This is a genomic window from Micrococcus sp. 140720015-1, from assembly GCF_053627595.1.
Map to the genome: position 1 here is coordinate 100,632 of NZ_JBSEYC010000005.1, position 23,013 is coordinate 123,644.

22 protein-coding genes are annotated in these 23,013 nt (G+C 72.5%); 17 read left to right on the forward strand and 5 right to left on the reverse strand.

The window, feature by feature from the left end; genetic code table 11:
• Positions 1-4: 4 nt before the first annotated feature.
• Entirely contained in the window at positions 5-1,507 is a 1,503-nt protein-coding gene (locus ACUXPL_RS09585; protein WP_454183487.1) for an MFS transporter, read from the reverse strand.
• A 102-nt stretch (positions 1,508-1,609) separates the two neighbouring features.
• Here ACUXPL_RS09585 and ACUXPL_RS09590 point away from each other — a divergent pair, with 102 nt between their 5' ends.
• The 8 genes from ACUXPL_RS09590 (at position 1,610) to ACUXPL_RS09625 (ending at position 8,323) form a co-directional block, all read left to right on the forward strand.
• Positions 1,610-2,173: a hypothetical protein gene (locus ACUXPL_RS09590; RefSeq protein ID WP_454183489.1), complete on the forward strand. Its 564-nt coding sequence runs from the start codon at positions 1,610-1,612 to the stop codon at positions 2,171-2,173.
• Positions 2,173-3,099: an exodeoxyribonuclease III gene (locus ACUXPL_RS09595; RefSeq protein WP_454183491.1), complete on the forward strand. Its 927-nt coding sequence runs from the start codon at positions 2,173-2,175 to the stop codon at positions 3,097-3,099. Before ACUXPL_RS09590 ends, ACUXPL_RS09595 begins: the two co-directional genes overlap by 1 nt.
• Before the next feature lie 26 nt (positions 3,100-3,125).
• Positions 3,126-4,208: a tryptophan--tRNA ligase gene (trpS, locus tag ACUXPL_RS09600; protein ID WP_454183733.1), complete on the forward strand. Its 1,083-nt coding sequence runs from the start codon at positions 3,126-3,128 to the stop codon at positions 4,206-4,208.
• A 181-nt stretch (positions 4,209-4,389) separates the two neighbouring features.
• A complete protein-coding gene (locus tag ACUXPL_RS09605) occupies positions 4,390-5,151 on the forward strand; it encodes an ABC transporter ATP-binding protein (RefSeq protein ID WP_454183493.1) in 762 nt (253 codons plus the stop codon).
• A complete protein-coding gene (locus ACUXPL_RS09610; RefSeq protein WP_180536952.1) occupies positions 5,148-6,431 on the forward strand; it encodes an ABC transporter permease in 1,284 nt (427 codons plus the stop codon). The genes ACUXPL_RS09605 and ACUXPL_RS09610 overlap by 4 nt, the downstream gene beginning before the upstream one ends.
• Before the next feature lie 58 nt (positions 6,432-6,489).
• Positions 6,490-7,095, forward strand: a complete 606-nt coding sequence (locus ACUXPL_RS09615; RefSeq protein ID WP_454183496.1) for a hypothetical protein — start codon at positions 6,490-6,492, stop codon at positions 7,093-7,095.
• Positions 7,096-7,173: 78 nt separating this feature from the next.
• Positions 7,174-7,788, forward strand: a complete 615-nt coding sequence (locus ACUXPL_RS09620) for a hypothetical protein (RefSeq protein ID WP_180536954.1) — start codon at positions 7,174-7,176, stop codon at positions 7,786-7,788.
• Positions 7,789-7,795: 7 nt separating this feature from the next.
• The gene (locus ACUXPL_RS09625; RefSeq protein WP_454183498.1) at positions 7,796-8,323 is read left to right on the forward strand and encodes a hypothetical protein; all 528 of its coding nucleotides are present in this window, start codon (positions 7,796-7,798) and stop codon (positions 8,321-8,323) included.
• Between the two features lie 172 nt (positions 8,324-8,495).
• Here ACUXPL_RS09625 and ACUXPL_RS09630 read toward each other — a convergent pair whose 3' ends face one another.
• The 4 genes from ACUXPL_RS09630 to sdhC all read right to left on the reverse strand — a co-directional run bounded on the left by ACUXPL_RS09630 (position 8,496) and on the right by sdhC (position 12,039).
• Positions 8,496-9,287, reverse strand: coding sequence for a succinate dehydrogenase iron-sulfur subunit (locus ACUXPL_RS09630; protein WP_036381948.1), 792 nt, complete (start codon positions 9,285-9,287; stop codon positions 8,496-8,498).
• Positions 9,287-11,074: a succinate dehydrogenase flavoprotein subunit gene (gene sdhA, locus ACUXPL_RS09635; protein WP_100057761.1), complete on the reverse strand. Its 1,788-nt coding sequence runs from the start codon at positions 11,072-11,074 to the stop codon at positions 9,287-9,289. The genes ACUXPL_RS09630 and sdhA overlap by 1 nt, the downstream gene beginning before the upstream one ends.
• Positions 11,075-11,151: 77 nt before the next feature.
• A complete protein-coding gene (locus ACUXPL_RS09640; protein WP_049161368.1) occupies positions 11,152-11,631 on the reverse strand; it encodes a succinate dehydrogenase hydrophobic membrane anchor subunit in 480 nt (159 codons plus the stop codon).
• A 3-nt stretch (positions 11,632-11,634) separates the two neighbouring features.
• Positions 11,635-12,039, reverse strand: coding sequence for a succinate dehydrogenase, cytochrome b556 subunit (gene sdhC, locus ACUXPL_RS09645; RefSeq protein WP_010079344.1), 405 nt, complete (start codon positions 12,037-12,039; stop codon positions 11,635-11,637).
• A gap of 247 nt (positions 12,040-12,286) precedes the next feature.
• On the opposite strand from sdhC, the gene ACUXPL_RS09650 reads away from it, so the two are divergent.
• From ACUXPL_RS09650 to ACUXPL_RS09690, 9 genes are all read left to right on the forward strand, one after another.
• Positions 12,287-13,438 (forward strand): mannose-1-phosphate guanylyltransferase, encoded by a 1,152-nt coding sequence (locus tag ACUXPL_RS09650; protein ID WP_002856569.1) that lies wholly within the window; start codon positions 12,287-12,289, stop codon positions 13,436-13,438.
• Positions 13,439-13,499: 61 nt separating this feature from the next.
• Complete coding sequence (locus ACUXPL_RS09655; RefSeq protein ID WP_061866929.1) at positions 13,500-14,756, forward strand: amidohydrolase; 1,257 nt, start codon at positions 13,500-13,502, stop codon at positions 14,754-14,756.
• Positions 14,757-14,901: 145 nt separating this feature from the next.
• Positions 14,902-16,059 carry a BMP family lipoprotein gene (locus ACUXPL_RS09660; RefSeq protein WP_454183500.1) on the forward strand — a complete coding sequence of 386 codons (1,158 nt, stop codon included), beginning with the start codon at positions 14,902-14,904 and terminating at the stop codon, positions 16,057-16,059.
• A gap of 126 nt (positions 16,060-16,185) precedes the next feature.
• Complete coding sequence (locus ACUXPL_RS09665; protein ID WP_454183502.1) at positions 16,186-17,784, forward strand: ABC transporter ATP-binding protein; 1,599 nt, start codon at positions 16,186-16,188, stop codon at positions 17,782-17,784.
• Complete coding sequence (locus tag ACUXPL_RS09670; protein WP_454183504.1) at positions 17,781-19,196, forward strand: ABC transporter permease; 1,416 nt, start codon at positions 17,781-17,783, stop codon at positions 19,194-19,196. Before ACUXPL_RS09665 ends, ACUXPL_RS09670 begins: the two co-directional genes overlap by 4 nt.
• Complete coding sequence (locus ACUXPL_RS09675; RefSeq protein ID WP_070709655.1) at positions 19,193-20,500, forward strand: ABC transporter permease; 1,308 nt, start codon at positions 19,193-19,195, stop codon at positions 20,498-20,500. Before ACUXPL_RS09670 ends, ACUXPL_RS09675 begins: the two co-directional genes overlap by 4 nt.
• A gap of 2 nt (positions 20,501-20,502) precedes the next feature.
• The gene (locus tag ACUXPL_RS09680) at positions 20,503-20,934 is read left to right on the forward strand and encodes a cytidine deaminase (protein WP_454183507.1); all 432 of its coding nucleotides are present in this window, start codon (positions 20,503-20,505) and stop codon (positions 20,932-20,934) included.
• Positions 20,935-21,008: 74 nt separating this feature from the next.
• Positions 21,009-22,343, forward strand: coding sequence for a thymidine phosphorylase (locus ACUXPL_RS09685; RefSeq protein ID WP_454183509.1), 1,335 nt, complete (start codon positions 21,009-21,011; stop codon positions 22,341-22,343).
• 4 nt (positions 22,344-22,347) lie between these two features.
• Positions 22,348-22,995 (forward strand): DedA family protein, encoded by a 648-nt coding sequence (locus ACUXPL_RS09690; RefSeq protein ID WP_036336738.1) that lies wholly within the window; start codon positions 22,348-22,350, stop codon positions 22,993-22,995.
• The last annotated feature ends 18 nt before the right edge of the window (positions 22,996-23,013 follow it).

Genomic DNA, 23,013 nt, shown 5'->3' on the forward strand with positions numbered 1-23,013 from the left:
CCGGTCAGGCCGCGCGCGCCGCGCGGCGCCGCCGGACCACGTCCAGGGCCGCGACCGCGGCGGTGAGCGCCCAGCACACGGCCACCATGCCCATGGCGGTCGAGGCCGCGTGTGCGTACGCCGCGGCCGACGGCGGCCCGGCGCTCTCGGCTGCGGCGCCGGACAGGGCCGCGAAGAACGCGCCCGTCACCACGGACAGGCCCAGGGCGGTGCCGAGGCGCTGCGCCGTCTGGGCGACGCCGCCGGCCGCCCCCGCCTCGTGGCCGGCGACGTCGTCCATCATCAGCACCTGCGTGCTGGTGAGCAGCAGGGCCTGCGAGGCCGACTGCACGATCAGCCCCACCCCCACGATCCACGGCGACCACGCGCCGGCCGCGCTGCGCTCGAACGCGAGCGCGAGCACCCCCAGCGACACGAGGCCCACGAGGGCGCCGAGCAGCACGAGCACGGGCCCGCGCCGCTGCACCATCGAGCCCACCCACGGGGACAGGGACGCGACGACGACGGCGCCGGGCAGGCCCACGAGGCCGGCCTCGAGCGGCGTGAACCCCATGCCGCGCTGCAGGAAGATCGCCACGATCGCGAACACCGCCGGCATGGTGGCCAGGTAGATGGTGGACTCCAACGCGCCGATCGTGAAGGACGGCCGCCGGAACAGGGCCGGGTCCACCATGGGCTGCACGCCGGTGGCCGACGCCCGGGCCTTCACGCGCTTCTCCCACAGCCACCACGCCGTCACGAGCGCGGCGGCGAGCACCAGCAGCCAGGCGGTGCCCGGGACGATGAACGGCACCATGAGGCTCACCCCGCCGACGCCGAGCAGCAGGGCGCCCACCGGGTCGAGCGCGGCGATCCCGCGTGGTCCGGGGGCGGGGGGCAGGCCGTGCACGCGGGTGGGCGGCGGCAGCCAGAGGGCGCCCATCGCGACGGCGGCCAGGCCCACGGGCACGTTCATGAGGAACGTGGAGCGCCAGCCCCACTCGGGGCCGAACGCGCCGAGGAACAGCCCGCCGAGCAGGGGCCCCACGGCCACGCCGAGGCCCACCACGGTGCCGAAGAGCCCGTAGGCCCGCCCGCGGGCGCGGCCGTGGAAGTTCGACTGGATGAACCCGATGACCTGGGGGTTGAACACGCCCGCGCCCAGGCCCGTGAGCAGGCGTCCCGCGTTGAGCAGCAGGGTGTCCCCGGCCAGGCCGGAGAGCAGGGAGCCGAGCATGTACAGTGTGATGCCCGCCAGGAACAGGCTCTTGCGGCCCCACAGGTCGCCGGCGCGGCCCGCGGCCACGAGCACGGTTCCGAACGTCAGCGTGTACCCCGCCAGCACCCACTGCAGATCCGCGCTCGTGGCGTCCAGGCCCGACTCGATGGCCGGCAGCGCCACGTTCACCACGGACACGCTCATCAGCGCGAGGAAGAGCGGCATGAGCAGTGCGGTGAGGATGCGGCGCTGGTCGGGGGTGAAGGCCCCGGACGCGGGGTCGGCGGGGCGCGGGGGGCGGGGGGTCATCGCCTCAGGATAGGCGCCGACGCGGGCCGCCCGATTCGGAGCGCACCCCGCGATGCGGGATGATGGAGGGCAGACCCCACGAGCCCCTCCGGAGGAGCACCCATGTCCCAGTCCCTGACCCCCGGTCCCGACGGCGCGCGCCGCGGCCCCCGCGCCGGCCTGCGCGTGGGATCGCTCGGCTTCGTCGCGATGATCGTCATCCTGATCGTGGCGATCATCTTCGCCGCGAACCAGAACGACGTGATCGGGTGGCTCGTGGTCGCCGTCGCCGCGGGCTGGCTCGTGTTCGCGGTGGTCGTGTACCTGCAGATGCGCCGCGGCGTCCAGGCCGCGGGCCGCAAGGTGGACACCGCCATGCAGAACGCCCGCGCCGACGTCGCCGCCCTGCGTGGCCGCGAGGCCGACGCCGCCGCCCCCGCGGTGGTCCCGCCGGCGCCGGCCGCGGACCCCCTGCGGGACACCAAGCTGGACCACTCGTTCAAGATCGCCCAGGTGCAGGTGCGCGTGGTGCGCGAGCAGCTCGCCGCCGGCGAGGGCATGGACCGGGAGATGGTGGACCGCGCCCTGGAGACCATCGACATCACGGCCTCCAACGCCCGCGACATGATCAAGGAGTCCCGGGCCGGTGGCGCCGAGGGCCCGGTGAGCGGGACGGTGATCGGCTGATGACCGCGCTGCCCGAGAAGGACCCCGTCACCGGGAAGTACCCCGAGCCCGCCGAGGGCGAGCCCGTGGTGCACGCCAACGCCGGGGCGCCCAAGGCCGACGGCGCCGTGCGCGTGGCCACCGTGAACGTCAACGGCATCCGCGCCTCGCACCGCAAGGGCATGCGGGAGTGGTTCGCCGGCCGCGGGGTGGACGTGCTCACCCTCCAGGAGGTGCGCGCCCCCGCGGACGTCACGGCGCAGCTGGTCCGCGAGATCGTGGGCGAGGACTGGGACGAGGTGCACCTGGCGGACGCCGTGGCCGCCGCCAAGGGGCGGGCCGGCGTCGCGATCGCCTCGCGGTTCCCGCTCAGCGAGGTCCGCACGGGCATCGCCGACGCCGACGGGTACTTCGACGACGCCGGCCGCTGGATCGAGGCCGACCTGCGCCTGCCGGACGGCTCGCCGCTGACCGTGGTCTCCGCCTACGTGCACTCGGGCGAGGTCGACACCCCGAAGCAGGTGGACAAGTACCGCTTCCTCGACGAGATGGTCCGCCGCCTCTCCGAGCTGGCCGCGGGGGAGGGGCATGCCCTCGTCACGGGCGACCTCAACGTGGGCCACACCGAGCTGGACATCAAGAACTGGAAGGGCAACGTGAAGAAGGCCGGCTTCCTGCCCGAGGAGCGCGCCTACTTCGACCGGTTCTTCGGTGAGCTCCGCTTCACGGACGTGCACCGCGCCCTCGCCGGGCCGGTGCCGGGCCCGTACACGTGGTGGTCCATGCGCGGCAAGGCCTTCGACAACGACGCCGGGTGGCGCATCGACTACCACATGGCGACCGCGGGCCTGGCCGAGCGGGCGACGACCGCCGTCGTGGACCGTGCCCCCAGCTGGGGGACCCGCTTCTCCGACCACGCCCCGCTCGTGGTCGACTACCAGTTCTGACCGTGCAGGAGAGACCCGAGGCTGAGATGACCATGAAGAAGAACTCCGTGCAGGACGTCCTGGCCCAGGACGCCGACGCCACCGCCCACCTGGCCGGCGCGTCCGCCCGGCACCGCGTGCTCTCCGGCATGCAGCCCTCGGCGGACTCCCTCCACCTGGGCAACTACCTCGGCGCCCTCGTGAACTGGGAGCGCACCCAGGCCGACTTCGAGGCGTTCTTCTTCATCCCCGACCTGCACGCCATCACCGTGCCGCAGGACCCGGCAGCCCTGGCAGAGCGCACGCGGGTGGCCGCCGCGCAGTTCATCGCCGGCGGCATCGACCCCGAGCGCTCCACGCTGTTCGTCCAGTCCCAGGTCCCCGAGCACGCGCAGCTGGCCTGGGTGCTGACCTGCATGACGGGCATGGGCGAGGCCATGCGCATGACCCAGTTCAAGGACAAGTCCGCCAAGCAGGGCGCGGACGCGGCCGGCGTCGGCCTGCTCGCGTACCCCATGCTCATGGCCGCGGACATCCTGCTCTACCAGCCGCACGGCGTGCCCGTGGGCGACGACCAGCGCCAGCACGTGGAGCTCACCCGCGACCTCGCCCAGCGCTTCAACCACCGCTACGGCGAGACGTTCGTGGTGCCCACCGGCTTCTACCCGGAGACCGGCGCGCGCATCTACGACCTGCAGGATCCCACGTCGAAGATGTCCAAGTCCGCGGCGTCCCCGAACGGGCTCATCAACATCCTCGAGGAGCCGAAGAAGACCGCCAAGAAGATCAAGTCCGCGGTCACCGACGACGGCACCGAGGTGCGCTTCGACCGCGAGGCCAAGCCCGGCGTCTCCAACCTGCTGACCATCCTCTCCGCGGTGTCCGGCACGCCGATCGCGCAGCTCGAGGAGGAGTTCGTCGGCAAGATGTACGGCCACCTCAAGGTCGCGGTGGCGGACGCCGTCGTCGAGCGCCTGGCCCCCGTGCGCGAGCGCGCCCTCGCGCTGCTGGACGACCCCGCCGAGCTGGACCGCATCCTCGCCGCCGGCGCCGAGAAGGCCCGCGCCGTGGCCACGCCCGTGCTCGAGGACGTCTACGCCAAGGTCGGCTTCCTGCCGCCGCTGCGCTGAGCCGGGCCGCACCGGCCTCCCGACGACGGCCCGCGCCCCCGACCTGCGGGGGACGCGGGCCGTCGTGTTTCTCCGACTCGAGGTGGAGGCGGTGGCACGTGCGCGGCTGACAGGATGGAGGCACTGCCTCCGCTCCTGCCGCAGCGGGGGCGAGCCCCACCGACAGAGGAGTGCCGGAGCCATGTCCACCGCAGTCGCGACCCCCGGGGTCGCCGAGGTCCCGCCCGGGGCCGAGCCCGTCCTGGAGACGGAGAACCTCGTCAAGGTCTACGGCCGCGGGGCGTCCCGCTTCGACGCGCTGAAGGGCATCACCCTGCAGATCCAGCGCGGCGAGTCCCTGGCTGTCGTCGGCAAGTCCGGCTCCGGCAAGTCCACCCTGATGCACCTGCTGGCGCTGCTGGACCAGCCCTCCGCCGGCGTCGTCGCGATGGACGGCCGTCCCGTCTCCCAGCTCAAGGCCGCGGAGATCTCCCAGCTGCGCAACGAGCGGTTCGGCTTCGTGTTCCAGCAGTTCTTCCTGAACCCGAACCAGACGGTCCTGGAGAACACCGTGCTGCCGCTGAAGATCGCCGGCGTGGGCCGGTCCGAGCGCACCCGCCGCGGCATGGCGGTGCTCGAGCGGCTCGAGCTCGCGGACAAGGCGAAGAACAAGGCCACGGACCTCTCCGGCGGACAGAAGCAGCGCGTGTGCATCGCCCGCGCGCTCGTGAACAACCCGACGGTGCTGTTCGCGGACGAGCCCACGGGCAACCTGGACTCCGCCACCTCGGCGGCCGTGGAGGACATCCTCTTCGGCCTGCACCGCGACGAGGGCATCACCCTCGTGGTGGTCACGCACGACGACGACCTGGCCGCGAAGTGCGACCGTCGCGTCGAGCTGCAGGACGGCGTGGTCATCGCCGACGAGCGCGTCGGCACCGAGCGGGACGGAGCACGGGCATGAAGGCCACCGACGTCGCGGGCACGGCGCTCGCCAACACGATGCGCTCCAAGCTGCGCACCTTCCTCACCGTCGTCGCGATCGTGATCGGCGCATTCACGCTGACCCTCACCACGGGGCTCGGCGCGGGCATCAACAAGTACGTGGACAACGTGGTCGAGGGCTTCGGCAAGCCCGGCGAGCTGACCGTGATGAAGCAGCAGGACATGTCCTCGGCCGGTGCGGCGAGCGGCTCGCCCCAGGAGTACACGGAGCAGGACGCCGCCGGCGGCGAGATGTTCGGCATGCCGCTGCTCACGCAGGAGGACCTCGCCGCGATCGAGGACACCGAGCACGTCACCGAGGTGAAGACCTATCGGGTGGCCGAGCCGGAGTACATCCAGGGCCCGGACGACCGCAAGTGGCAGACCGGCTTCATGGGCAGCTCCGGTGAGATCGACATGCTCACCTTCTCCGCCGGCCGTGCCCCCGAGGCCGGCGCCGCGGAGATCGTCATGCCCGAGTCGTGGGTGGAGGACCTGGGCGCCGGCGACGCCGAGGACCTGGTCGGCACAGAGCTGACCGTCGTGGCGGCGACCCCGCTGCAGGAGCAGCAGTCCGTGAAGGCCACCGTGGTCGGTGTGACGAAGGCGGCCGCGTCCGGTGCGGGCACCGCCCCGACGCCGTCGGAGTCGCTCGAGCAGGCGATCTACGACATCACGACGGAGGGCCTGCCGGAGTCCCAGCGGGACACCTACTTCCAGGCCACGGCGATCGTGGAGGACCCGGAGGCGAACGAGGACGCCGTGAAGCAGGCGCTGGCCGACCAGGGCCTGCTGGCGCAGACCCTCGAGGAGCAGCTCGGCGTGATCCGCGGCATCATCGACGCCGTCACGTGGGTGCTCACCGGCTTCGCGCTCATCGCACTGCTCGCCGCCAGCTTCGGCATCATCAACACCCTGCTCATGGCGGTGCAGGAGCGCACCCGGGAGATCGGCCTCATGAAGGCCCTCGGCATGACCGGCGGGAAGATCTTCGGCCTGTTCACCATGGAGGCCGTCGTGATCGGCCTGCTCGGCTCGCTGATCGGCATCGGCCTGGGCGTCGCCGTCGGACTCATCGCGAACCAGGTGTTGACCACCGGCCCCCTCAGCGGCGTCACCGGCCTGGTCCTGTTCGCGGTCAACCCCCTCGCCCTGCTGCTGATCCTGCTGCTGATCGTGGCCATCGCGTTCATCGCCGGCACCTTGCCCGCCCTGCGTGCGGCCCGGAAGGATCCCATCGAGGCACTGCGGCACGAGTGATCCTGCCGCCGCGCCCGTCACCGCCACCACCGTCACCCACGACACCGAGGAGCTCACCATGACCACCGATCGACCGCACCAGGACCCGAACCCGGAGCAGCATCCCGCCGCGGGCTCCCGCTACGGCACGCAGCCCTACGTGGCCCCGGGCTACGGCGCCCAGCCGGGCAGCCCGTACGGGGTCGTCCCGGAGCCGGCCACGTTCCCCGCCCTCCTGACGCTGACGCTCACGTCGCTCGCGCTGTACGTGCTGTCGTCCCTGCCGGCCCTGTTCGGCGGCGAGGAGAGCGTCGAGAGCATGCGGGACTTCCTGCGCCAGAGCGGCCTCACCCCCGAGCAGGTGGAGGAGATCGCACCCGTCGTGGGCGCCTCCGTGACGGTGGGCATGATCATCGTCCTGCTCATCGGCGTGGCCCTGTACGCCCTGGTGTACTTCAACCTCCGCGGGGCCAAGAACTGGGCCCGCATCCTCGGCATCGTCTTCGCGATCCTGGGCACCCTCAGCGCCGTCGGCGGCATCTTCTCCTTCGTGACCTACCCCGGCGTCGGCGGCGTCCTGGCCTCCGTGCTGAGCCTGGCGCTGGTGGTCGTGAACATCCTGTGGCTGGTCAAGGCCTTCAACCCGCAGGTCGCGGCCTACACCCGTCAGGGCCGCCGCGCCTGATCCCGACGCCGTTCGCCGGCGGCGAGTCCGGGGTCGCCAGCCCTCGCCCCGGCGTCGGCCAGCGGAGACCATGGCGACATGGCCTCCGATCATCGACCCCCGCATCCCGTGTCCCCCGACCCCGACGACCTGGACGGCGGCGGGCGGCCCGTGGTGGGTCCGGACGAGGCGCGGCGGCGCATCGCCGGGCACTCCGGTCCGGACGCCCGCCCGCTGATCCGCCCCGATGCCCGCACCCCCGGCGTGTTCCGGGCGCTGCTCGGACTGACGGTCGCGTCCGCGGTCCTCTACGCCGCGTCGATCCTGCGCAACCTCCTCCCGGGCACGGCCCAGGACATCGCGGACTCGCTGCCGGAGGGCAGCCCGCAGTCGCCCGCGATGACCGCCGAGGCGATCGAGGGCGCCCTCACCGGCAGCGTCTGGTTCGCGACGCTGCTGGGCCTGGCGGTCTACGCGATCGTCCTCGTCGGGCTGACCCGGCACAGCAACACGGCGCGCATCATGGGCGCCCTGTTCGCCTCGATCGCCATCTTCGTGACCCTGCTGGGGACCATCCGCCTGTTCGTCTTCCCCGCCGGGGACGTGGTGCTGCCCCTGGTCCTGGGCGGGCTGTTCGCGCTCGTGAACGCGGCCTGGCTCGTGTGCGCCTTCAATCCCGGCCTCGCGACGACCTTCCTGCGCCGCCGGGCATGATGGGGGCATGCACCCCCTCGACGACGACCCCCATGACGCCACGGGCCTCGACCCCGCCCCCGATCTCGCGGCGCTGCGTCCCCTGCGCCTGTTCCAGACCGTCACGGCCGTCACGGGCGCACTGAGCGCGGCCGGTGTGGGGGGCGTGCTCGCGTTGCAGTCGACGCCCGGCTACGTTCGCGCCGTGCTCGAGGCGCGCTCCTGGGGCGCGAGCGAGGTCACCGACGCCGACGTCGCCGCGTTCCTCACCCCGGCGGGGACGTGGCCGGTGGCCGCTGCGGCGGTGGTCGTCCTGACCCTGGTGCTGCTGGCCGGCATCACCCGCCGGATCCGGGCCGTGCGCGCCGTGGGGAGCGTGCTCGTGGTGCTGGGGATGCTCACGGCGGCCTTCTGGATGGTCGACGGCGGGCGGATGGTGCAGGCCGGGGGAGGGGGGCCGGTCGTGCTGGGCGCCGTCGTCGGGATGCTCGTGTCCAGCGCGGTGTGGCTGCGTGTGGCGCACCGGCGGGAGACGCGCGCCGCCTTCGACGCCTGAGCTCGGACCGCCTCAGCCTCCGCCCCCGTCCCCGCGCCGAGGCCCGCAGACACGCCGCTACACCGGGCCGGTGACGGCGTGTCTGCGGGCCTCGGCGGGAGGGGCGCCACCCACGACGACGGCGGCCCGCCTCCTCGAGAGAGGAGACGGGCCGCCGTCGTGGTGCGGGGGATCAGAACTGGCGGGCCAGGATGGCCTGCTTCACCTCGGCGATCGCCTTGGTCACCTGGATGCCGCGGGGGCACGCGTCGGTGCAGTTGAAGGTCGTGCGGCAGCGCCACACGCCCTCCTTGTCGTTCAGGATCTCCAGGCGCATGTCGCCGGCCTCGTCACGCGAGTCGAAGATGAACCGGTGCGCGTTGACGATGGCGGCCGGGCCGAAGTACTGGCCGTCCGTCCAGAACACCGGGCAGGACGAGGTGCACGCGGCGCACAGGATGCACTTCGTGGTGTCGTCGTAGATCGCCCGGTCGGCCTGGGACTGGTAGCGCTCCTTGGTGGGCGCGTGGCCCTCGGCGACCAGGAACGGCATGATCTCGCGGTAGGACTGGAAGAACGGGTCCATGTCCACGATCAGGTCCTTCTCCACCGGCAGGCCCTTGATGGGCTCCACCAGGATGGGCTTGGACAGGTCGAGGTCCTTCAGGAGCGTCTTGCAGGCCAGGCGGTTGCGGCCGTTGATGCGCATGGCGTCGGAGCCGCACACGCCGTGGGCGCAGGAGCGGCGGAACGACAGGGTGCCGTCGTGGTCCCACTTGACCTTGTGCAGGGCGTCCAGCACGCGGTCGGTGCCGTACATGGTCAGGCGCCACTCGTCCCAGTAGGACTCCTCGGAGGACTCCGGGAGGTAGCGGCGGACCTTGAGCACGATGTCGAAGCTCTCGACCTCGCCTGCGCCGCCGCCGGCGGACTGGGTCTGCGCCTGGGCCACGGGGGCCTCGGTCTCGGTTGCTGAGTGGCTCATCAGTACTTACGCTCCATCGGCTGGTAACGGGTCACGACGACGGGCTTGGTCTCGAAGCGGATGCCCTTGACGCCCTCCATCTCCGCGGTCTCGTCACGGTAGATCATGGTGTGCGCCATGAAGTTCTCGTCGTCGCGATCGGGGTAGTCCTCGCGGTAGTGGCCGCCGCGGGACTCCTTGCGGCCCAGGGCCGCGAGGGTCATCGCCTCGGCGATGTCCAGGAGGTAGCCCAGCTCCATGCCCTCGAGCAGGTCGAGGTTGAAGCGGTGGCCCTTGTCCTGGACGGACACGTTCTCGTAGCGGCCGCGCAGCTCCTCGATCTTGGCCAGTGCGCGGCGGATCGAGTCCTCGTCGCGGAAGACCTGCATGTCCGCGTCCATGGACTCCTGGAGCTCGGCGCGGATGTCCGCGACGCGCTCGGAGCCGGTGGCGGAGCGCAGGTTCTCGATGTGCTCCACGGTCGGCAGCTCGCCGCCCTCGGGCAGCTCCACCCAGTCCGCCTGCGCGGCGTACTCGGCGGCGTAGATGCCGGCGCGGCGGCCGAACACGTTGATGTCCAGCAGCGAGTTGGTGCCCAGGCGGTTGGACCCGTGCACGGACACGCAGGCCACCTCACCGGCGGCGTACAGGCCCGGCACGACGGTGTCGTTGTCCTGGAGGACCTCGGCCTTGATGTTCGTGGGGATGCCGCCCATGAAGTAGTGGCAGGTGGGGAACACCGGCACCGGCTCCGTGTAGGGCTCGACGCCCAGGTACGTGCGGGCGAACTCGGTGATGTCCGGGAGCTTCTCGTCGATGTGCGAGGGCTCCAGGTGCGTCAGGTCGAGCAGCACGTAGTCCTTGTTGGGGCCGGCGCCGCGGCCCTGACGGACCTCCTCGGCCATGGACCGGGCCACGATGTCGCGCGGGGCGAGGTCCTTGATGGTGGGGGCGTAGCGCTCCATGAAGCGCTCGCCGTCCGCGTTGCGGAGGATGCCGCCCTCGCCGCGTGCGGCCTCGGAGAGCAGGATGCCCAGGCCGGCCAGGCCGGTCGGGTGGAACTGCACGAACTCCATGTCCTCGAGCGGCAGGCCCGCGCGGTAGGCGATGGCCATGCCGTCGCCGGTGAGGGTGTGGGCGTTCGAGGTGGTCTTGTACACCTTGCCGGCGCCGCCGGTGGCGAAGACGACCGACTTGGCCTGGAAGACGTGGATCTCGCCGGTGGCCAGCTCGTAGGAGACGACGCCGGCGGTGCGCTTCTGCTTGTAGGCGGTGCCGTCCTCGCGCACGGCGTCCTCCTCCACCAGCAGCAGGTCGAGCACGTAGAACTCGTTGTAGAACTCCACGTTGTGCTTGACGCAGTTCTGGTACAGCGTCTGGAGGATCATGTGGCCGGTGCGGTCCGCGGCGTAGCAGGCGCGGCGCACGGGCGCCTTGCCGTGGTCACGGGTGTGGCCGCCGAAGCGGCGCTGGTCGATCTTGCCCTCGGGGGTGCGGTTGAAGGGCAGGCCCATCTTCTCGAGGTCGAGCACCGCGTCGATGGCCTCCTTGGCCATGACCTCCGCGGCGTCCTGGTCCACCAGGTAGTCGCCGCCCTTGACGGTGTCGAACGTGTGCCACTCCCAGTTGTCCTCCTCGACGTTGGCGAGGGCCGCGCACATGCCGCCCTGGGCCGCGCCGGTGTGGGAACGCGTGGGGTAGATCTTGGTGAGGACGGCGGTGTGCGCGCGCTGACCGGCCTCGATGGCCGCGCGCATGCCCGCGCCGCCGGCGCCGACGATCACCACGTCGTACTTGTGCACCTGCATTCAGGTCTCTCTTTCTGGGTGTCTGTGACGCGGCGGCCGCTCGGGCCGGCCGCACCGCAGGGTGAGCGTTTCCGGGGTCAGCCGCAGAAGGCCGGGGAGCCCTCGAGCAGGGCGCCGGAGGCGTCCACCATGCAGGGATCGAAGGTGAAGATCACCAGGGTGCCGAGGATGATGATCACGGCCGTGGCGATGTACAGGATCATCGTCAGCCAGAACCGGCCGGTGCCGCGACGGGTGTAGTCGTTGATGATCGTGCGCACGCCGTTGGCGCCGTGCAGCATGGCCAACCACAGGAGGGCCAGGTCCCAGAACTGCCACAGCGGGTGCGCCCACTTGCCGGCCACGAAGCCGAAGTCGACGGCGTGGATGCCGTCGCCCACCAGCAGGTTGGTGGTCAGGTGCACGGCGATCAGCACGACGAGGAAGACGCCCGAGATGCGCATGAACAGCCAGGCGAGCATCTCGAAGTTGCCGCGGCCGCCGCCGTCGCGCGTGTACTTGGGGTCCAGACGGCGGCTGCGGGGCGCCGCGATGGTGGTCTCAGCGGTGGTGCTCATGGCTCAGTGACCTCCGAGTGCGAGGCTGAAGTGACGGATGGCGAAGCCCAGGGTCAGGACGACCCACAGCCCCAGCACGATCCACAGCAGGGTCTTGTGGTGCTGGGTGCCGCCCTTCCAGAAGTCGACCAGGATGATGCGCAGGCCGTTCAGGGCGTGGAAGATGATCGCCGCGACGAGGCCGGCCTCGCCGAGCGCGAAGTACCACGTCTTGTACGAGCCGATCACGGCGTCGTAGGCCTCGGGGGAGACCCGGACCAGGGCCGTGTCCAGCACGTGGACGAGCAGGTAGAAGAAGATGACGACGCCGGTGACGCGGTGGCCCACCCAGGACCACATGCCGCCGTGGCCCCGGTACAGGGTTCCGCGGCCGTTCTTGGCCGGGGCCTGCGCAGTGGCGCTAGACACGGTTGATACCTCCAGGGGGAATGCACGATCCCGGTCCTCCGCCGTGGGACGACGACGGGCAGGGGCGTGTGCGAGTGGATTCCTCCGCCTAGGGTAGACCCTTCCCGCGCCTCCGTGCCCGATCGGGGACCGGGGCGGCCACTGTGACGCGCGCGGCGCCCCGCCGCCGTCCTGCTCGGTCTGGGCTGTGCCCCACCTGGGACGCGTCGAGTGGTCCCCCGTCCGGACGGTTCCGTAGTCTGGCCCGGTGAGCACCGATCCGAACCTGACCGATGCCCCGCGCGAGGCCGCGCCGGGCACGGCCCTGTCCCGCTTCCACGCCGTGATCCCCGCCGGGGGCGTGGGCACCCGCCTGTGGCCCCTCTCTCGGGCCGCCGCGCCGAAGTTCCTCCACGACCTCACCGGCTCGGGCCAGACCCTGATCCGTGCCACGTGGGACCGTCTGGCGCCCCTGGCCGCGGGCATGCTCGTGGTGACCGGGGAGGCCCACCGGGAGGCGGTGTGCACGCAGCTGCCGGCCCTGGCGGAGACGGATCTGGTGCTCGAGCCCTCGCCGAAGGACTCCGCGGCCGCCATCGGCCTGGCCGCGGCGATCCTCTCCCTGCGCGACCCGGACACGATCATGGGCTCGTTCGCGGCGGATCAGGTGATCTCCCCGGTGGAGGTCTTCCAGGACGCGGTGCGGCAGGCCGTCGAGACGGCGGCCACGGGCCGGATCGTGACCATCGGCATCGAGCCCACGCACGCGGCCACGGGCTTCGGCTACATCCGCCGGGGCCGCCGCCTCCGCGTGGCCGGCGCCCCGGACGCGCACGACGTCGCCGCGTTCGTGGAGAAGCCGGACCTGAAGGTCGCCCAGCAGTACGTGAAGTCCGGCCGCTACCTCTGGAACGCGGGCATGTTCGTGGCGCCCGTGGGCCTCATGCTGGCCCACCTCGAGGAGAACGAGCCCGCGCTGCACGCCGGCCTGATGGAGATCGCCCGCGCGTGGGAGACGCCGGAGCGGGACGAGGTCATGGCCCGGGTGTGGCCCGAGCTGACGAAGACCGCCATCGACTACGCCGTGGCCGAGCCCGCCGCCGCCGTCGGCGACGTGGCCGTGATCCCCGGCTCCTTCACGTGGGACGACGTGGGGGACTTCGCGGCGATCGCCCGCCTGAACCCGGTCAAGGACGCCTCCGGCATCACGGTGATCGGCGACACGCCGCGCGTGTACTCGGACGACGCGTCCGGCGTCGTGGTGACGGACACGAAGCGCGTCATCGCGCTGATCGGCATCGAGGACGTCGTCGTGGTGGACACCGAGGACGCGCTGCTGGTCACCACCACGGAGCACGCCCAGGAGGTCAAGAAGGCCGTCGAGGCGCTCAAGGCGGAGGGCGTGGACGAGGTCCTCTGACCGCGTCCTGCGCCGGGTCCGGCCCGCACCGACCGGCACCCCCGGAGTAGGGTGCTGGGCCATGACCACCTCCGACTCCGTGCTGACCGGGCCCCGTCCGACCTCCGTCCCCTCGGTGGGCCCCGTGGTGGCCGAGCTCGAGGACGAGATCGTGTCCTTCCGCCGGGACCTGCACCGGCATCCCGAGCTCTCCTATGAGGAGTACCGCACCACCGACCGCATCGTGGAGCTGCTCTCCGGCTATGGGCTCTCGCCCGTGCGGATGGAGTCCACGGGCGCCTACGTGGACGTCGGGGAGGGGCCGGTGGTGCTGGCCCTGCGCGCGGACATCGACGCGCTGCCGGTCGAGGAGGAGACCGGCCTGCCCTACGTGTCCGTCAATGACGGCGTCGCGCACGCGTGCGGCCACGACATGCACACCGCCGTCATGGCGGGCGTGGCCGTCGCCCTCGGCCGCATCCTCCGCGGGGCCACCGCCGACGCCGACCTGCGCGCGGCCGGCGAGCGGGTCCACGGCACGGTCCGCGTCATCTTCCAGCCCGCGGAGGAGCGGCTGCCCGGCGGCTCCCTGGCCGTGCTGCGCCAGGGGATCCTCGACGACGTGCCCCGCATCCTGGCGGCGCACTGCGACCCCCAGGTCGATGTCGGCTCGATCGGCACCCGCATCGGCGCCATCACCTCGGCGGCGGACACGATCCGGATCACCCTCACCGGACGCGGGGGGCACACCTCGCGGCCCCACCTCACCGAGGACATGGTCTTCGCCCTGTCCCAGATCGCCGTGAACGTGCCCGCCGTGCTCTCCCGGCGGATCGACGTGCGCTCGGCCGTCTCCGTGGTGTGGGGGCAGATCGCCGCCGGCAGCGCGCCCAACGCGATCGACAACACCGGCTACCTGGCCGGGACCATGCGCTGCCTCGACGCGGACGTGTGGGAGGAGGCCGGTGCGCTGCTCGACGAGGTGGTCCGGCAGGTTGCCGCGCCGTACGGCGTGCACGTGCAGCTCGAGCACGTGCGCGGCGTCCCGCCGGTGCACAACACCGAGGGCGAGACGGCGCTGATCGAGACCGCGGCGCGGCGGGAGCTCGGCTCGCGGGCGATCGTCCTGACCCCGCAGTCGATGGGCGGCGAGGACTTCGCCTGGATGACCCAGAAGGTGCCCGGCTCCATGCTGCGCCTCGGCACCCGGTCCCCGGGTGGCCCCATCTACGATCTGCACCGCGGGGACTACGCGCCGGACGAGCGGGCCATCGGCGTGGGCATGCGGGTCTTCACCGCCGCCGCGCTGCAGGTGCTCACGGGCGAGGACCACCACTGATCCCGCCGCCCGCCCCCGCCGGAGGGGACGGGCCAACCGTTCGGTAGACTCGCGCTCATCCGGACGGGGCCACCCGCACGGGCCCCGTCTTTCCGCGGCCAGCGGCCGCGGACCTCGCACCGTGCCTTCCGAAATGAGGACCCCCATGGGCATCGCCACCCCGTCGGCCGCGCGCCGTCGTCGTCTCCTGCTCCCCGCCGCCGCGCTCGGCGTCTCCGGCCTGCTGCTGACCGCGTGCGGCGCCCCGCCGGAGCAGTCGGAGGCCTCGGGCTCCGGCGCCGCCGAGAGCGAGGCCATCGCCACCGTGGACGGCGTCGGCTCGGACAACAAGGACTACAAGGCCTGCATCGTCTCGGACGAGGGCGGCTTCGACGACCGCTCCTTCAACCAGTCCTCCTACGAGGGCCTCAAGGCCGCCGAGAAGTCCTACGGCATCACCACCAGCGAGGCCGAGTCGAACGAGCCCAGCGAGTACACCCCGAACGTGACCGCCATGGTCAACGCCGACTGCGACGCCGTCATCGGGGTGGGCTTCCTCCTCGGCGACACCATGAAGCCGATCGCCGCGCAGCACACCGACACCCACTTCTTCGGCGTGGACGTCGTCGACGGCGACTTCACCGACAACGTGCAGAAGCTCACCTACGACACGGCGCAGGCGGCGTTCCTGGCCGGCTACCTGGCCGCGGGCACCACCGAGACCGGCACCGTGGCCACCTACGGAGGGGCCGAGTTGCCCACCGTCACCATCTTCATGGACGGCTTCGCCCGCGGCGTGGAGCACTACAACGAGGTCAAGGACAAGGACGTCAAGGTCCTGGGCTGGGACAAGGACGCGAAGACCGGCTCCTTCACGGGCGACTTCGAGAACGTGGCCAGCGGCAAGACGAACACCGCCAACTTCATCAACGAGGGTGCGGACATCGTGATGCCGGTGGCCGGCCCCGTGGGCCTGGGCACCCTGGACGCCGTCCGCGAGGCGAACCAGGGCGGCAAGGACGTCAAGGTCATCTGGCCGGACTCGGACGGCTACGAGTCCACCAAGGACGGCAACCTGATCCTCACCTCGGTGAAGAAGAACATGGGCCAGTCCGTCTCCGACGTGATCGCCGCGGACCTGAAGGACGAGTTCTCGGCCGAGCCCTACGTGGGCACGCTGGAGAACAAGGGTGTCGAGCTGGCCCCGTTCCACGACTTCGAGGACACGGTGCCGCAGGAGCTCAAGGACGAGCTCAAGGACCTCGAGGCCAAGATCGTCTCGGGCGAGCTGAACGTCGGCTCGGAGTACTCCCCGGAGGCCTGACCCGCCTCGCCACCGCCGCAGGGCCGGCCCGGACCCCTCCGGACCGGCCCCGCGGCGCGCGGGCGCCAGGCCCGCCCCCGCCGCCGAGCGCGGCACCACGAGCATCGACCAGACGGAAGGCCCTCGATGAGGCTCGAACTGCGCGGGATCACCAAGCGCTTCGGCTCGTTCGCCGCGAACGAGGACGTGAACCTGACCGTGGAGTCGGGGCGGGTGCACACCCTCCTCGGCGAGAACGGCGCCGGCAAGTCCACCCTGATGAACGTCCTCTTCGGGCTCTACGAGCCCACCGAGGGGGAGATCCTGCTCGACGGCGAGCCCGTCCGGTTCTCCGGTCCCGGCGAGGCCATGCGCGCGGGCATCGGCATGGTGCACCAGCACTTCATGCTCGTGCCCGTCTTCACGGTGGCCGAGAACGTGGCCCTCGGCGACGAGCACACCCGCGCCCTGGGCGTGCTCGACCTCGAGGCCACCCGCCGGCGCATCCGGGAGATCTCCGCCCAGTACGGCTTCGACGTGGACCCGGACGCCGTCGTCGAGGACCTGCCCGTGGGCGTGCAGCAGCGCGTCGAGATCATCAAGGCCCTCGTCCGCGACGCGCGCATCCTCATCCTGGACGAGCCGACCGCCGTGCTCACCCCCCAGGAGACCGACGAGCTGCTCGGCATCATCCGGCAGCTGCGGGCGGACGGCACGGCGATCGTGTTCATCTCCCACAAGCTGCGCGAGGTCAAGGCCGTCTCGGACGACATCACCGTGCTGCGCCGCGGCCGCGTGGCCGGCACGGCGGACCCCTCCGCCGAGGCCGCCGAGCTGGCCGCCCTCATGGTGGGCCGGAACGTCGTCCTCGAGCGGCGCAAGACGGCCCCGACCCTGGGGGAGGAGACGTTCCGCGTCGAGGACCTCTCCGTCGTCTCGCCCACGGGCCAGGTGCTGCTGGACGCCGTGTCCTTCGCCGTCCGCCAGGGCGAGGTCCTCGCCGTGGCCGGTGTGCAGGGCAACGGGCAGACCGAGCTGACCGAGGCCATCATGGGCCTGGTCAAGGCCACCGGCTCCGTCACCCTGGACGGCCGGGAGCTGATCGGCCGGTCCACCCGCCAGATCATCCGCGCCGGCGTCGGCTTCGTGCCCGAGGACCGCTCCACGGACGGGCTGGTCGGCCCGTTCTCCGTGGCGGAGAACATGGTGCTCAACCGGTACGACGTCGCCCCGGCCGGCAATGCCGTGCAGATGCGCCCCGCCGCGGTGCGGGCGCTCGCCGAGCGCCGCGTGGCCGAGTTCGACGTCCGCACCCAGGGCGTGGACCTGCCGGTCTCCTCCCTCTCGGGAGGCAACCAGCAGAAGGTCGTCATGGCCCGCGAGCTCGTGGACGGGCTGCGCCTGTTCATCGCCTCGCAGCCCACGCGCGGCGTGGACGTCGGCTCGATCGAGTTCCTGCACGACCGGATCATCGCCGAGCGCAACGCCGGCACCCCCGTGCTGATCGTCTCCACCGAGCTGGACGAGGTCCTCGAGCTGGCCGACCGGATCGCCGTGATGTACCACGGGCGGATCGTCGGCATCGTGCCGGGGGACACCTCGCGCGAGACGCTCGGCCTCATGATGGCCGGCCAGACCCCCGACGACGCGGCCCTCGCCTCCGGCACGGACGTCGCCGCGGGCACGCCCGGCACCGCCGGCGCGGCGCCCGCCGCCCACCCCACCACGGAAGGAGAGCGCCCGTGAGCACCGCCGCCCCGCAGCGCCCGGCCCCCGCGTCCGACCCCCGCGCCCGGCCCGCCCCCGCCGACTCCGCCCTGCGCCGGATCCTCTCGGGCAACGGCACGGTCACCGTCCTGGCGATCCTGCTGTCCCTGCTGATCTCCGGCCTGCTGATCATCGCCGCGGACGAGGACGTCCGCGACGCCGCCGGCTACTTCTTCGCCCGCCCGGGCGACCTGCTTGCCGCCGCCTGGGCCGCGTTCGCCGGCGCCTTCGCGGCCCTGTTCCGCGGGGCCGTCTTCAACTACCGGGCCTCGGACGCGACGGGCATGCTCTACCCGCTCACCGAGACCCTCACCGTGGCCACCCCGCTGATCATCATCTCGCTGGGCATCGCCATCGCCTTCCGGGCGGGCCTGTTCAACATCGGCGGCCAGGGCCAGTTCATCTTCGGCGCCATGTTCGCCACGTGGTTCGGCGTGCACCTGCACCTGCCGGCCGGCGTGCACCTGCTGCTCGTCGTCGTGATGGGCGTGCTCGGCGGCGTGCTGTGGGGCTCCGTCGTCGGCGTGCTCAAGGCCTGGACGGGCGCGCACGAGGTGATCCTCACGATCATGCTCAACTACGTGGCGGTGAACCTGCTCGCGTACCTGCTGAACACCCCCGTCCTGCGGGCGCCCGGCACCACGAACCCCGTCTCCGCGCCGCTGGACCGCTCCGCCATGTTCCCGCGGCTGCTGGGGACCGACTTCCGGCTGCACTGGGGCTTCTTCGTCGCCCTGCTGGCCGTGCTCTTCACGTGGTGGCTCATGCAGCGCTCCACCCTCGGCTTCCGCCTGCGGGCCGTGGGCGCCAACCCGGACGCCGCCCGCACGGCCGGCATCTCCGTCAAGGGCTCCTACCTGGCTGCCATGGCGATCTCCGGCGGCCTCGCCGGCCTGGCCGGCGCCACCCACGTGGCCGGCACGGAGAGCACGCTGAACACCTCCGTGGCCGGGTCCTTCGGCTTCGACGCGATCACGGTGGCCCTGCTCGGCCGGTCCCACCCGGTGGGCGTGCTGTTCGCGGGCCTGCTCTTCGGCGCCCTGCGCGCCGGCGGCGTGACCATGCAGACCGAGACCGGGGTGCCGGTCGACATCGTCCTCGTGGTGCAGTCCGTGATCGTGCTGCTCATCGCGGCCCCGCCGCTGGTCCGCGCCATCTTCCGACTGCCCGCCCCGGGCGCCGCCCGTGCCCGCCGCGCCGCCGACCCCGTGACCCAGCCCGCCGTGGCCGGCGCCGCGGTGACCGGCGCCGGCGGCCACGCCGCCGCCCCGTCCACGGGCGTCCAGGCGGCCGCGGCCACCGCCGTCGCGGACCCGCAGGCCCCGCCCACCCAGCCCACGGACACGGCCCCGACCCACCGCCCGCACGAGCAGAAGGGGGACGCCCGATGAGCGCGACCGCCGCCCGGCCCCACGCCGACGTCGTCCGCCCCGAGGCCGCCGAGCCCGCCCGGGTCGTGGTCCGGCACTGGACCACCCCGATCGCCCTGACGATCCTGACCCTGCTGGCCCTGGCCGTCTTCGCCCTCGGCGCCCCCGAAGCGACAGCGACCTTCCGGCTCTCCCACGCGTCCGACACCGTCGTGCTCCCGGACCTGACCGCCGACCCCGTGCTGGGGGGCTGGCTGCTCGTCGGGCTCATGGCGGTGCTGACCGCGGTGGCCTGGCTGGCGACCCTGCGCTCGGGGCGCACCCCCGGCTGGGCCGCGGCCCTGTTCGCCGTCGCCTTCGTGGCCGCGTTCCTCATCTGGGTGATCGGCTCGGCGGACAACACCACCGTGTTCCTCACCGGCCTGATCGCCGGCTCGTTCGCGCTGGCCGTCCCGCTGATCTTCGGCTCGATGGCCGGCATCCTGGCCGAGCGCTCGGGCGTGGTGAACATCGCGATCGAGGGTCAGCTGCTGGCGGGCGCGTTCACGGCCGCCGTCGTCGGCACCGCCACCGGCTCGCCCTGGGCGGGCTTGGCCGCCGCGATCGTGGCCGGCGTCCTCGTGTCCTGGCTGCTCGCCGTGTTCTCGATCAAGTACCTGGTCAACCAGGTGATCGTCGGCGTCGTGCTCAACGTGCTCGTGGCCGGCCTGACGAGCTTCCTGTACTCCACCGTCCTCACGGGCGGGGACACCGAGCTCAACGCGCCGCCGCACTTCCCGAACCTGCGGATCCCGGGCCTGGCGGACATCCCCGTGCTCGGGCCCATCCTGTTCGACCAGACGATCCTGGGCTACGCGATGTACCTGCTCGTGATCGCGCTGTGGTTCGCCCTGTTCCGCACCCGCTGGGGCCTGCGCGTGCGCGCCGTGGGTGAGCATCCCAAGGCCGCGGACACCGTGGGCATCGACGTGAACCGCACGCGGTACGCCGCCGTCCTGCTCGGCGGTGCGGTGGCCGGCATGGGCGGGGCGTTCTTCACGCTCGTCTCCGCGTCGTCCTTCTCCAAGGAGATGACGGCGGGCCAGGGCTTCATCGCGCTCGCGGCCGTGATCTTCGGCCGGTGGAACCCGATCGGCGCGTTCTTCGCGGCGCTGCTGTTCGGCTTCGCCACCAACATGCAGTACGTCCTGGCGATCCTCGGCACCCCGGTGCCGAGCCAGTTCATGGCGATGCTCCCGTACCTCGTCACGGTGTTCGCCGTGGCCGGTCTCGTAGGTCGCTCGCGCGGCCCGGCCGCCTCGGGCGTGCCGTACGTGAAGGAGTAGCCGTGGCGGACGGGCTGCACACGACGACGACGCCGCGCGTGGACTGGGACCGGCTGCGGGCCGCGGCCCTGGCCGCCACGGAGCACGCCTACGTGCCCTACTCGGGGTTCCGGGTGGGCGCCGCCGCGCTCACCGACGACGGCCGCCTCGTCTCGGGCTGCAACATCGAGAACGCGTCCTACGGGCTGACGCTGTGCGCCGAGTGCGCGCTGCTGGCCGACCTGCGCATGGGCGGGGGCGGCCGACTGGCGGCGTTCGTGTGCGTGGACGGCGCGGGCGTGCTGACCATGCCCTGCGGGCGGTGCCGCCAGCTGCTGTACGAGTTCCGCGCCCCCGGGCTCGTGCTGCTCACCCCGGCGGGGGAGCGGGGGATCGACGCGGTGCTGCCGGACGCCTTCGGCCCGGCCGACCTGGAGCGGGCGGACCGTCCCTGACCTGCGGCGCGCTCCCGGGCCCGCTCGCTAGAGTCGGAGGCTGACCGTCGCAGCCGCCCCCCGAGGAGAACCCCATGACCGCGCAGCCGCAGGCCGAGCCCTTCGACGCCGTCGAGGTGATCCGCACCAAGCGGGACCGGGGGACGCTGTCCCCCGAGCAGATCGACTGGGTGGTGGACGCGTACACCCGCGGCGTGGTGGCGGACGAGCAGATGTCCGCCCTGGCCATGGCGATCCTGCTCAACGGCATGGACCGCGCCGAGATCGCCCGCTGGACGGACGCGATGATCGCCTCGGGCGAGCGCATGGACTTCGGCGGGCTCACCACCCCGGACGGCCGCCCCCTGGCCACCGCGGACAAGCACTCCACCGGCGGTGTGGGGGACAAGATCACCCTGCCGCTGGCCCCCCTCGTGGCCTCCTTCGGAGTGGCGGTGCCGCAGCTGTCCGGCCGCGGCCTCGGCCACACCGGCGGCACCCTGGACAAGCTCGAGGCGATCCCCGGGTGGCGGGCCGACCTCAGCAACGAGGCGATGCTGCGCCAGCTCTCCGAGGTGGGCGCCGTGATCTGCGCCGCCGGCTCCGGCCTGGCCCCGGCGGACAAGCGCCTGTACGCCCTGCGCGACGTCACGGGCACGGTGGAGGCCATCCCGCTGATCGCCTCCTCGATCATGTCCAAGAAGATCGCCGAGGGCACCGGCGCCCTCGTGCTGGACGTCAAGTGCGGCTCGGGCGCGTTCATGAAGGACGAGGCGTCCGCCCGCGAGCTGGCCCGGACCATGGTGGACCTCGGCCGGGACGCCGGGGTGGACACCTCGGCGTTGCTCACGGACATGTCCGTGCCCCTGGGCCGGACGGCCGGCAACGCCCTCGAGGTCCGCGAGTCGGTGGAGGTGCTCGCCGGCGGCGGCCCGGCCGACGTCGTGGAGCTCACCGTGGCGCTCGCCGCCGCGATGCTCGCCGGCGCCGGGGTCACGGACGTGGACCCGGCCGAGCACCTGGCCAACGGCCGGGCGATGGACGTGTGGAACCGGATGATCGAGGCCCAGGGCGGCGACCCGCGCGCGGCCCTCCCGACGGCGGCCCATACCGAGGACGTCGTCGCGGAGACGGACGGCGTCCTGACCGAGCTGGACGCGATGGCCGTGGGCCTGGCCGCGTGGCGCCTCGGCGCCGGGCGGGAGCGGCAGGGCCAGGCCGTCCAGGCCGCGGCCGGCGTCGAGGTGCACGTGCGCCCCGGCGAGCGCGTGGCTCGGGGCCAGAAGGTGCTGACCCTGCACACGGACACGCCGGAGCGCTTCGAGCGGGCGAGGGCCGCGCTCGCCGGCGGCTGGACCGTCGACGAGCTCGACGACGTCGCCGCCCGGACCCTGCGCGAGCGTTCCGTGATCCTGGACCGGATCGGCTGACCGGATGCTCGCGTGGCTCGAGGGGGCGATCCTCCACGCCTCCGCGCAGTGGTGGGTCCTGCCGCTGACGCTGCTGCTGTGCCTGCTCGACGGCATCGTGCCGATCTTCCCGTCGGAGTCGGTGCTGGTGGCCCTCGGTGCGATCGTCCGCGACGGGCATCCGTTCTCCCTGTGGGCGCTGTGGGGGGTCGGCTTCGCGGGCGCGTTCCTGGGGGACGTGGCCGCGTACGCGATCGGCCGTGCCGTGGGCGTGGAGCGGTTCCGGTGGATGCGGCTGCGGCGGGTGCGGGCCACGGTCGAGGTCGCCCGCCACCACCTGCACAGTCACGGCGCGCTGCTGCTGTTCACCGCCCGGTTCATCCCCGGCGGCCGCGTGGCCCTGAACCTCACGGCCGGCGCCACCCGCTATCCGCCGGTGCGGTTCGTGGCGCTGGACCTGCTCTCCACGGCCAGTTGGGCCGCGTACTCGATCATGATCGCGCGCCTGACCGCGGGCTGGCTGGAGAACCCGGTGCTGCAGATCGCCGTCTCCGTGACGGGTGCCGCGCTCGTGGGCCTGCTGCTGGACCGTCTGCTCAAGGCCCTGCTGCGCCGCCGGCTGGGCGCCGGGGTGAAGGGCCTCACCCTGGCCGAGCAGGAGGCCCTGCGCTGAGCGCCCTGCCGTAGAGTG

What these genes read in the sequence shown, in the direction of transcription:
- ACUXPL_RS09585 (WP_454183487.1), bottom strand. Translation starts at nt 1,507, where the DNA reads ATGACCCCCCGCCCCCCGCGCCCCGCCGACCCCGCGTCCGGGGCCTTC.
- ACUXPL_RS09590 (WP_454183489.1), top strand. Translation starts at nt 1,610, where the DNA reads ATGTCCCAGTCCCTGACCCCCGGTCCCGACGGCGCGCGCCGCGGCCCC.
- ACUXPL_RS09595 (WP_454183491.1), top strand. Translation starts at nt 2,173, where the DNA reads ATGACCGCGCTGCCCGAGAAGGACCCCGTCACCGGGAAGTACCCCGAG.
- trpS (WP_454183733.1), top strand. Translation starts at nt 3,126, where the DNA reads ATGACCATGAAGAAGAACTCCGTGCAGGACGTCCTGGCCCAGGACGCC.
- ACUXPL_RS09605 (WP_454183493.1), top strand. Translation starts at nt 4,390, where the DNA reads ATGTCCACCGCAGTCGCGACCCCCGGGGTCGCCGAGGTCCCGCCCGGG.
- ACUXPL_RS09610 (WP_180536952.1), top strand. Translation starts at nt 5,148, where the DNA reads ATGAAGGCCACCGACGTCGCGGGCACGGCGCTCGCCAACACGATGCGC.
- ACUXPL_RS09615 (WP_454183496.1), top strand. Translation starts at nt 6,490, where the DNA reads ATGACCACCGATCGACCGCACCAGGACCCGAACCCGGAGCAGCATCCC.
- ACUXPL_RS09620 (WP_180536954.1), top strand. Translation starts at nt 7,174, where the DNA reads ATGGCCTCCGATCATCGACCCCCGCATCCCGTGTCCCCCGACCCCGAC.
- ACUXPL_RS09625 (WP_454183498.1), top strand. Translation starts at nt 7,796, where the DNA reads ATGCACCCCCTCGACGACGACCCCCATGACGCCACGGGCCTCGACCCC.
- ACUXPL_RS09630 (WP_036381948.1), bottom strand. Translation starts at nt 9,287, where the DNA reads ATGAGCCACTCAGCAACCGAGACCGAGGCCCCCGTGGCCCAGGCGCAG.
- sdhA (WP_100057761.1), bottom strand. Translation starts at nt 11,074, where the DNA reads ATGCAGGTGCACAAGTACGACGTGGTGATCGTCGGCGCCGGCGGCGCG.
- ACUXPL_RS09640 (WP_049161368.1), bottom strand. Translation starts at nt 11,631, where the DNA reads ATGAGCACCACCGCTGAGACCACCATCGCGGCGCCCCGCAGCCGCCGT.
- ACUXPL_RS09655 (WP_061866929.1), top strand. Translation starts at nt 13,500, where the DNA reads ATGACCACCTCCGACTCCGTGCTGACCGGGCCCCGTCCGACCTCCGTC.
- ACUXPL_RS09660 (WP_454183500.1), top strand. Translation starts at nt 14,902, where the DNA reads ATGGGCATCGCCACCCCGTCGGCCGCGCGCCGTCGTCGTCTCCTGCTC.
- ACUXPL_RS09665 (WP_454183502.1), top strand. Translation starts at nt 16,186, where the DNA reads ATGAGGCTCGAACTGCGCGGGATCACCAAGCGCTTCGGCTCGTTCGCC.
- ACUXPL_RS09675 (WP_070709655.1), top strand. Translation starts at nt 19,193, where the DNA reads ATGAGCGCGACCGCCGCCCGGCCCCACGCCGACGTCGTCCGCCCCGAG.
- ACUXPL_RS09685 (WP_454183509.1), top strand. Translation starts at nt 21,009, where the DNA reads ATGACCGCGCAGCCGCAGGCCGAGCCCTTCGACGCCGTCGAGGTGATC.
- ACUXPL_RS09690 (WP_036336738.1), top strand. Translation starts at nt 22,348, where the DNA reads ATGCTCGCGTGGCTCGAGGGGGCGATCCTCCACGCCTCCGCGCAGTGG.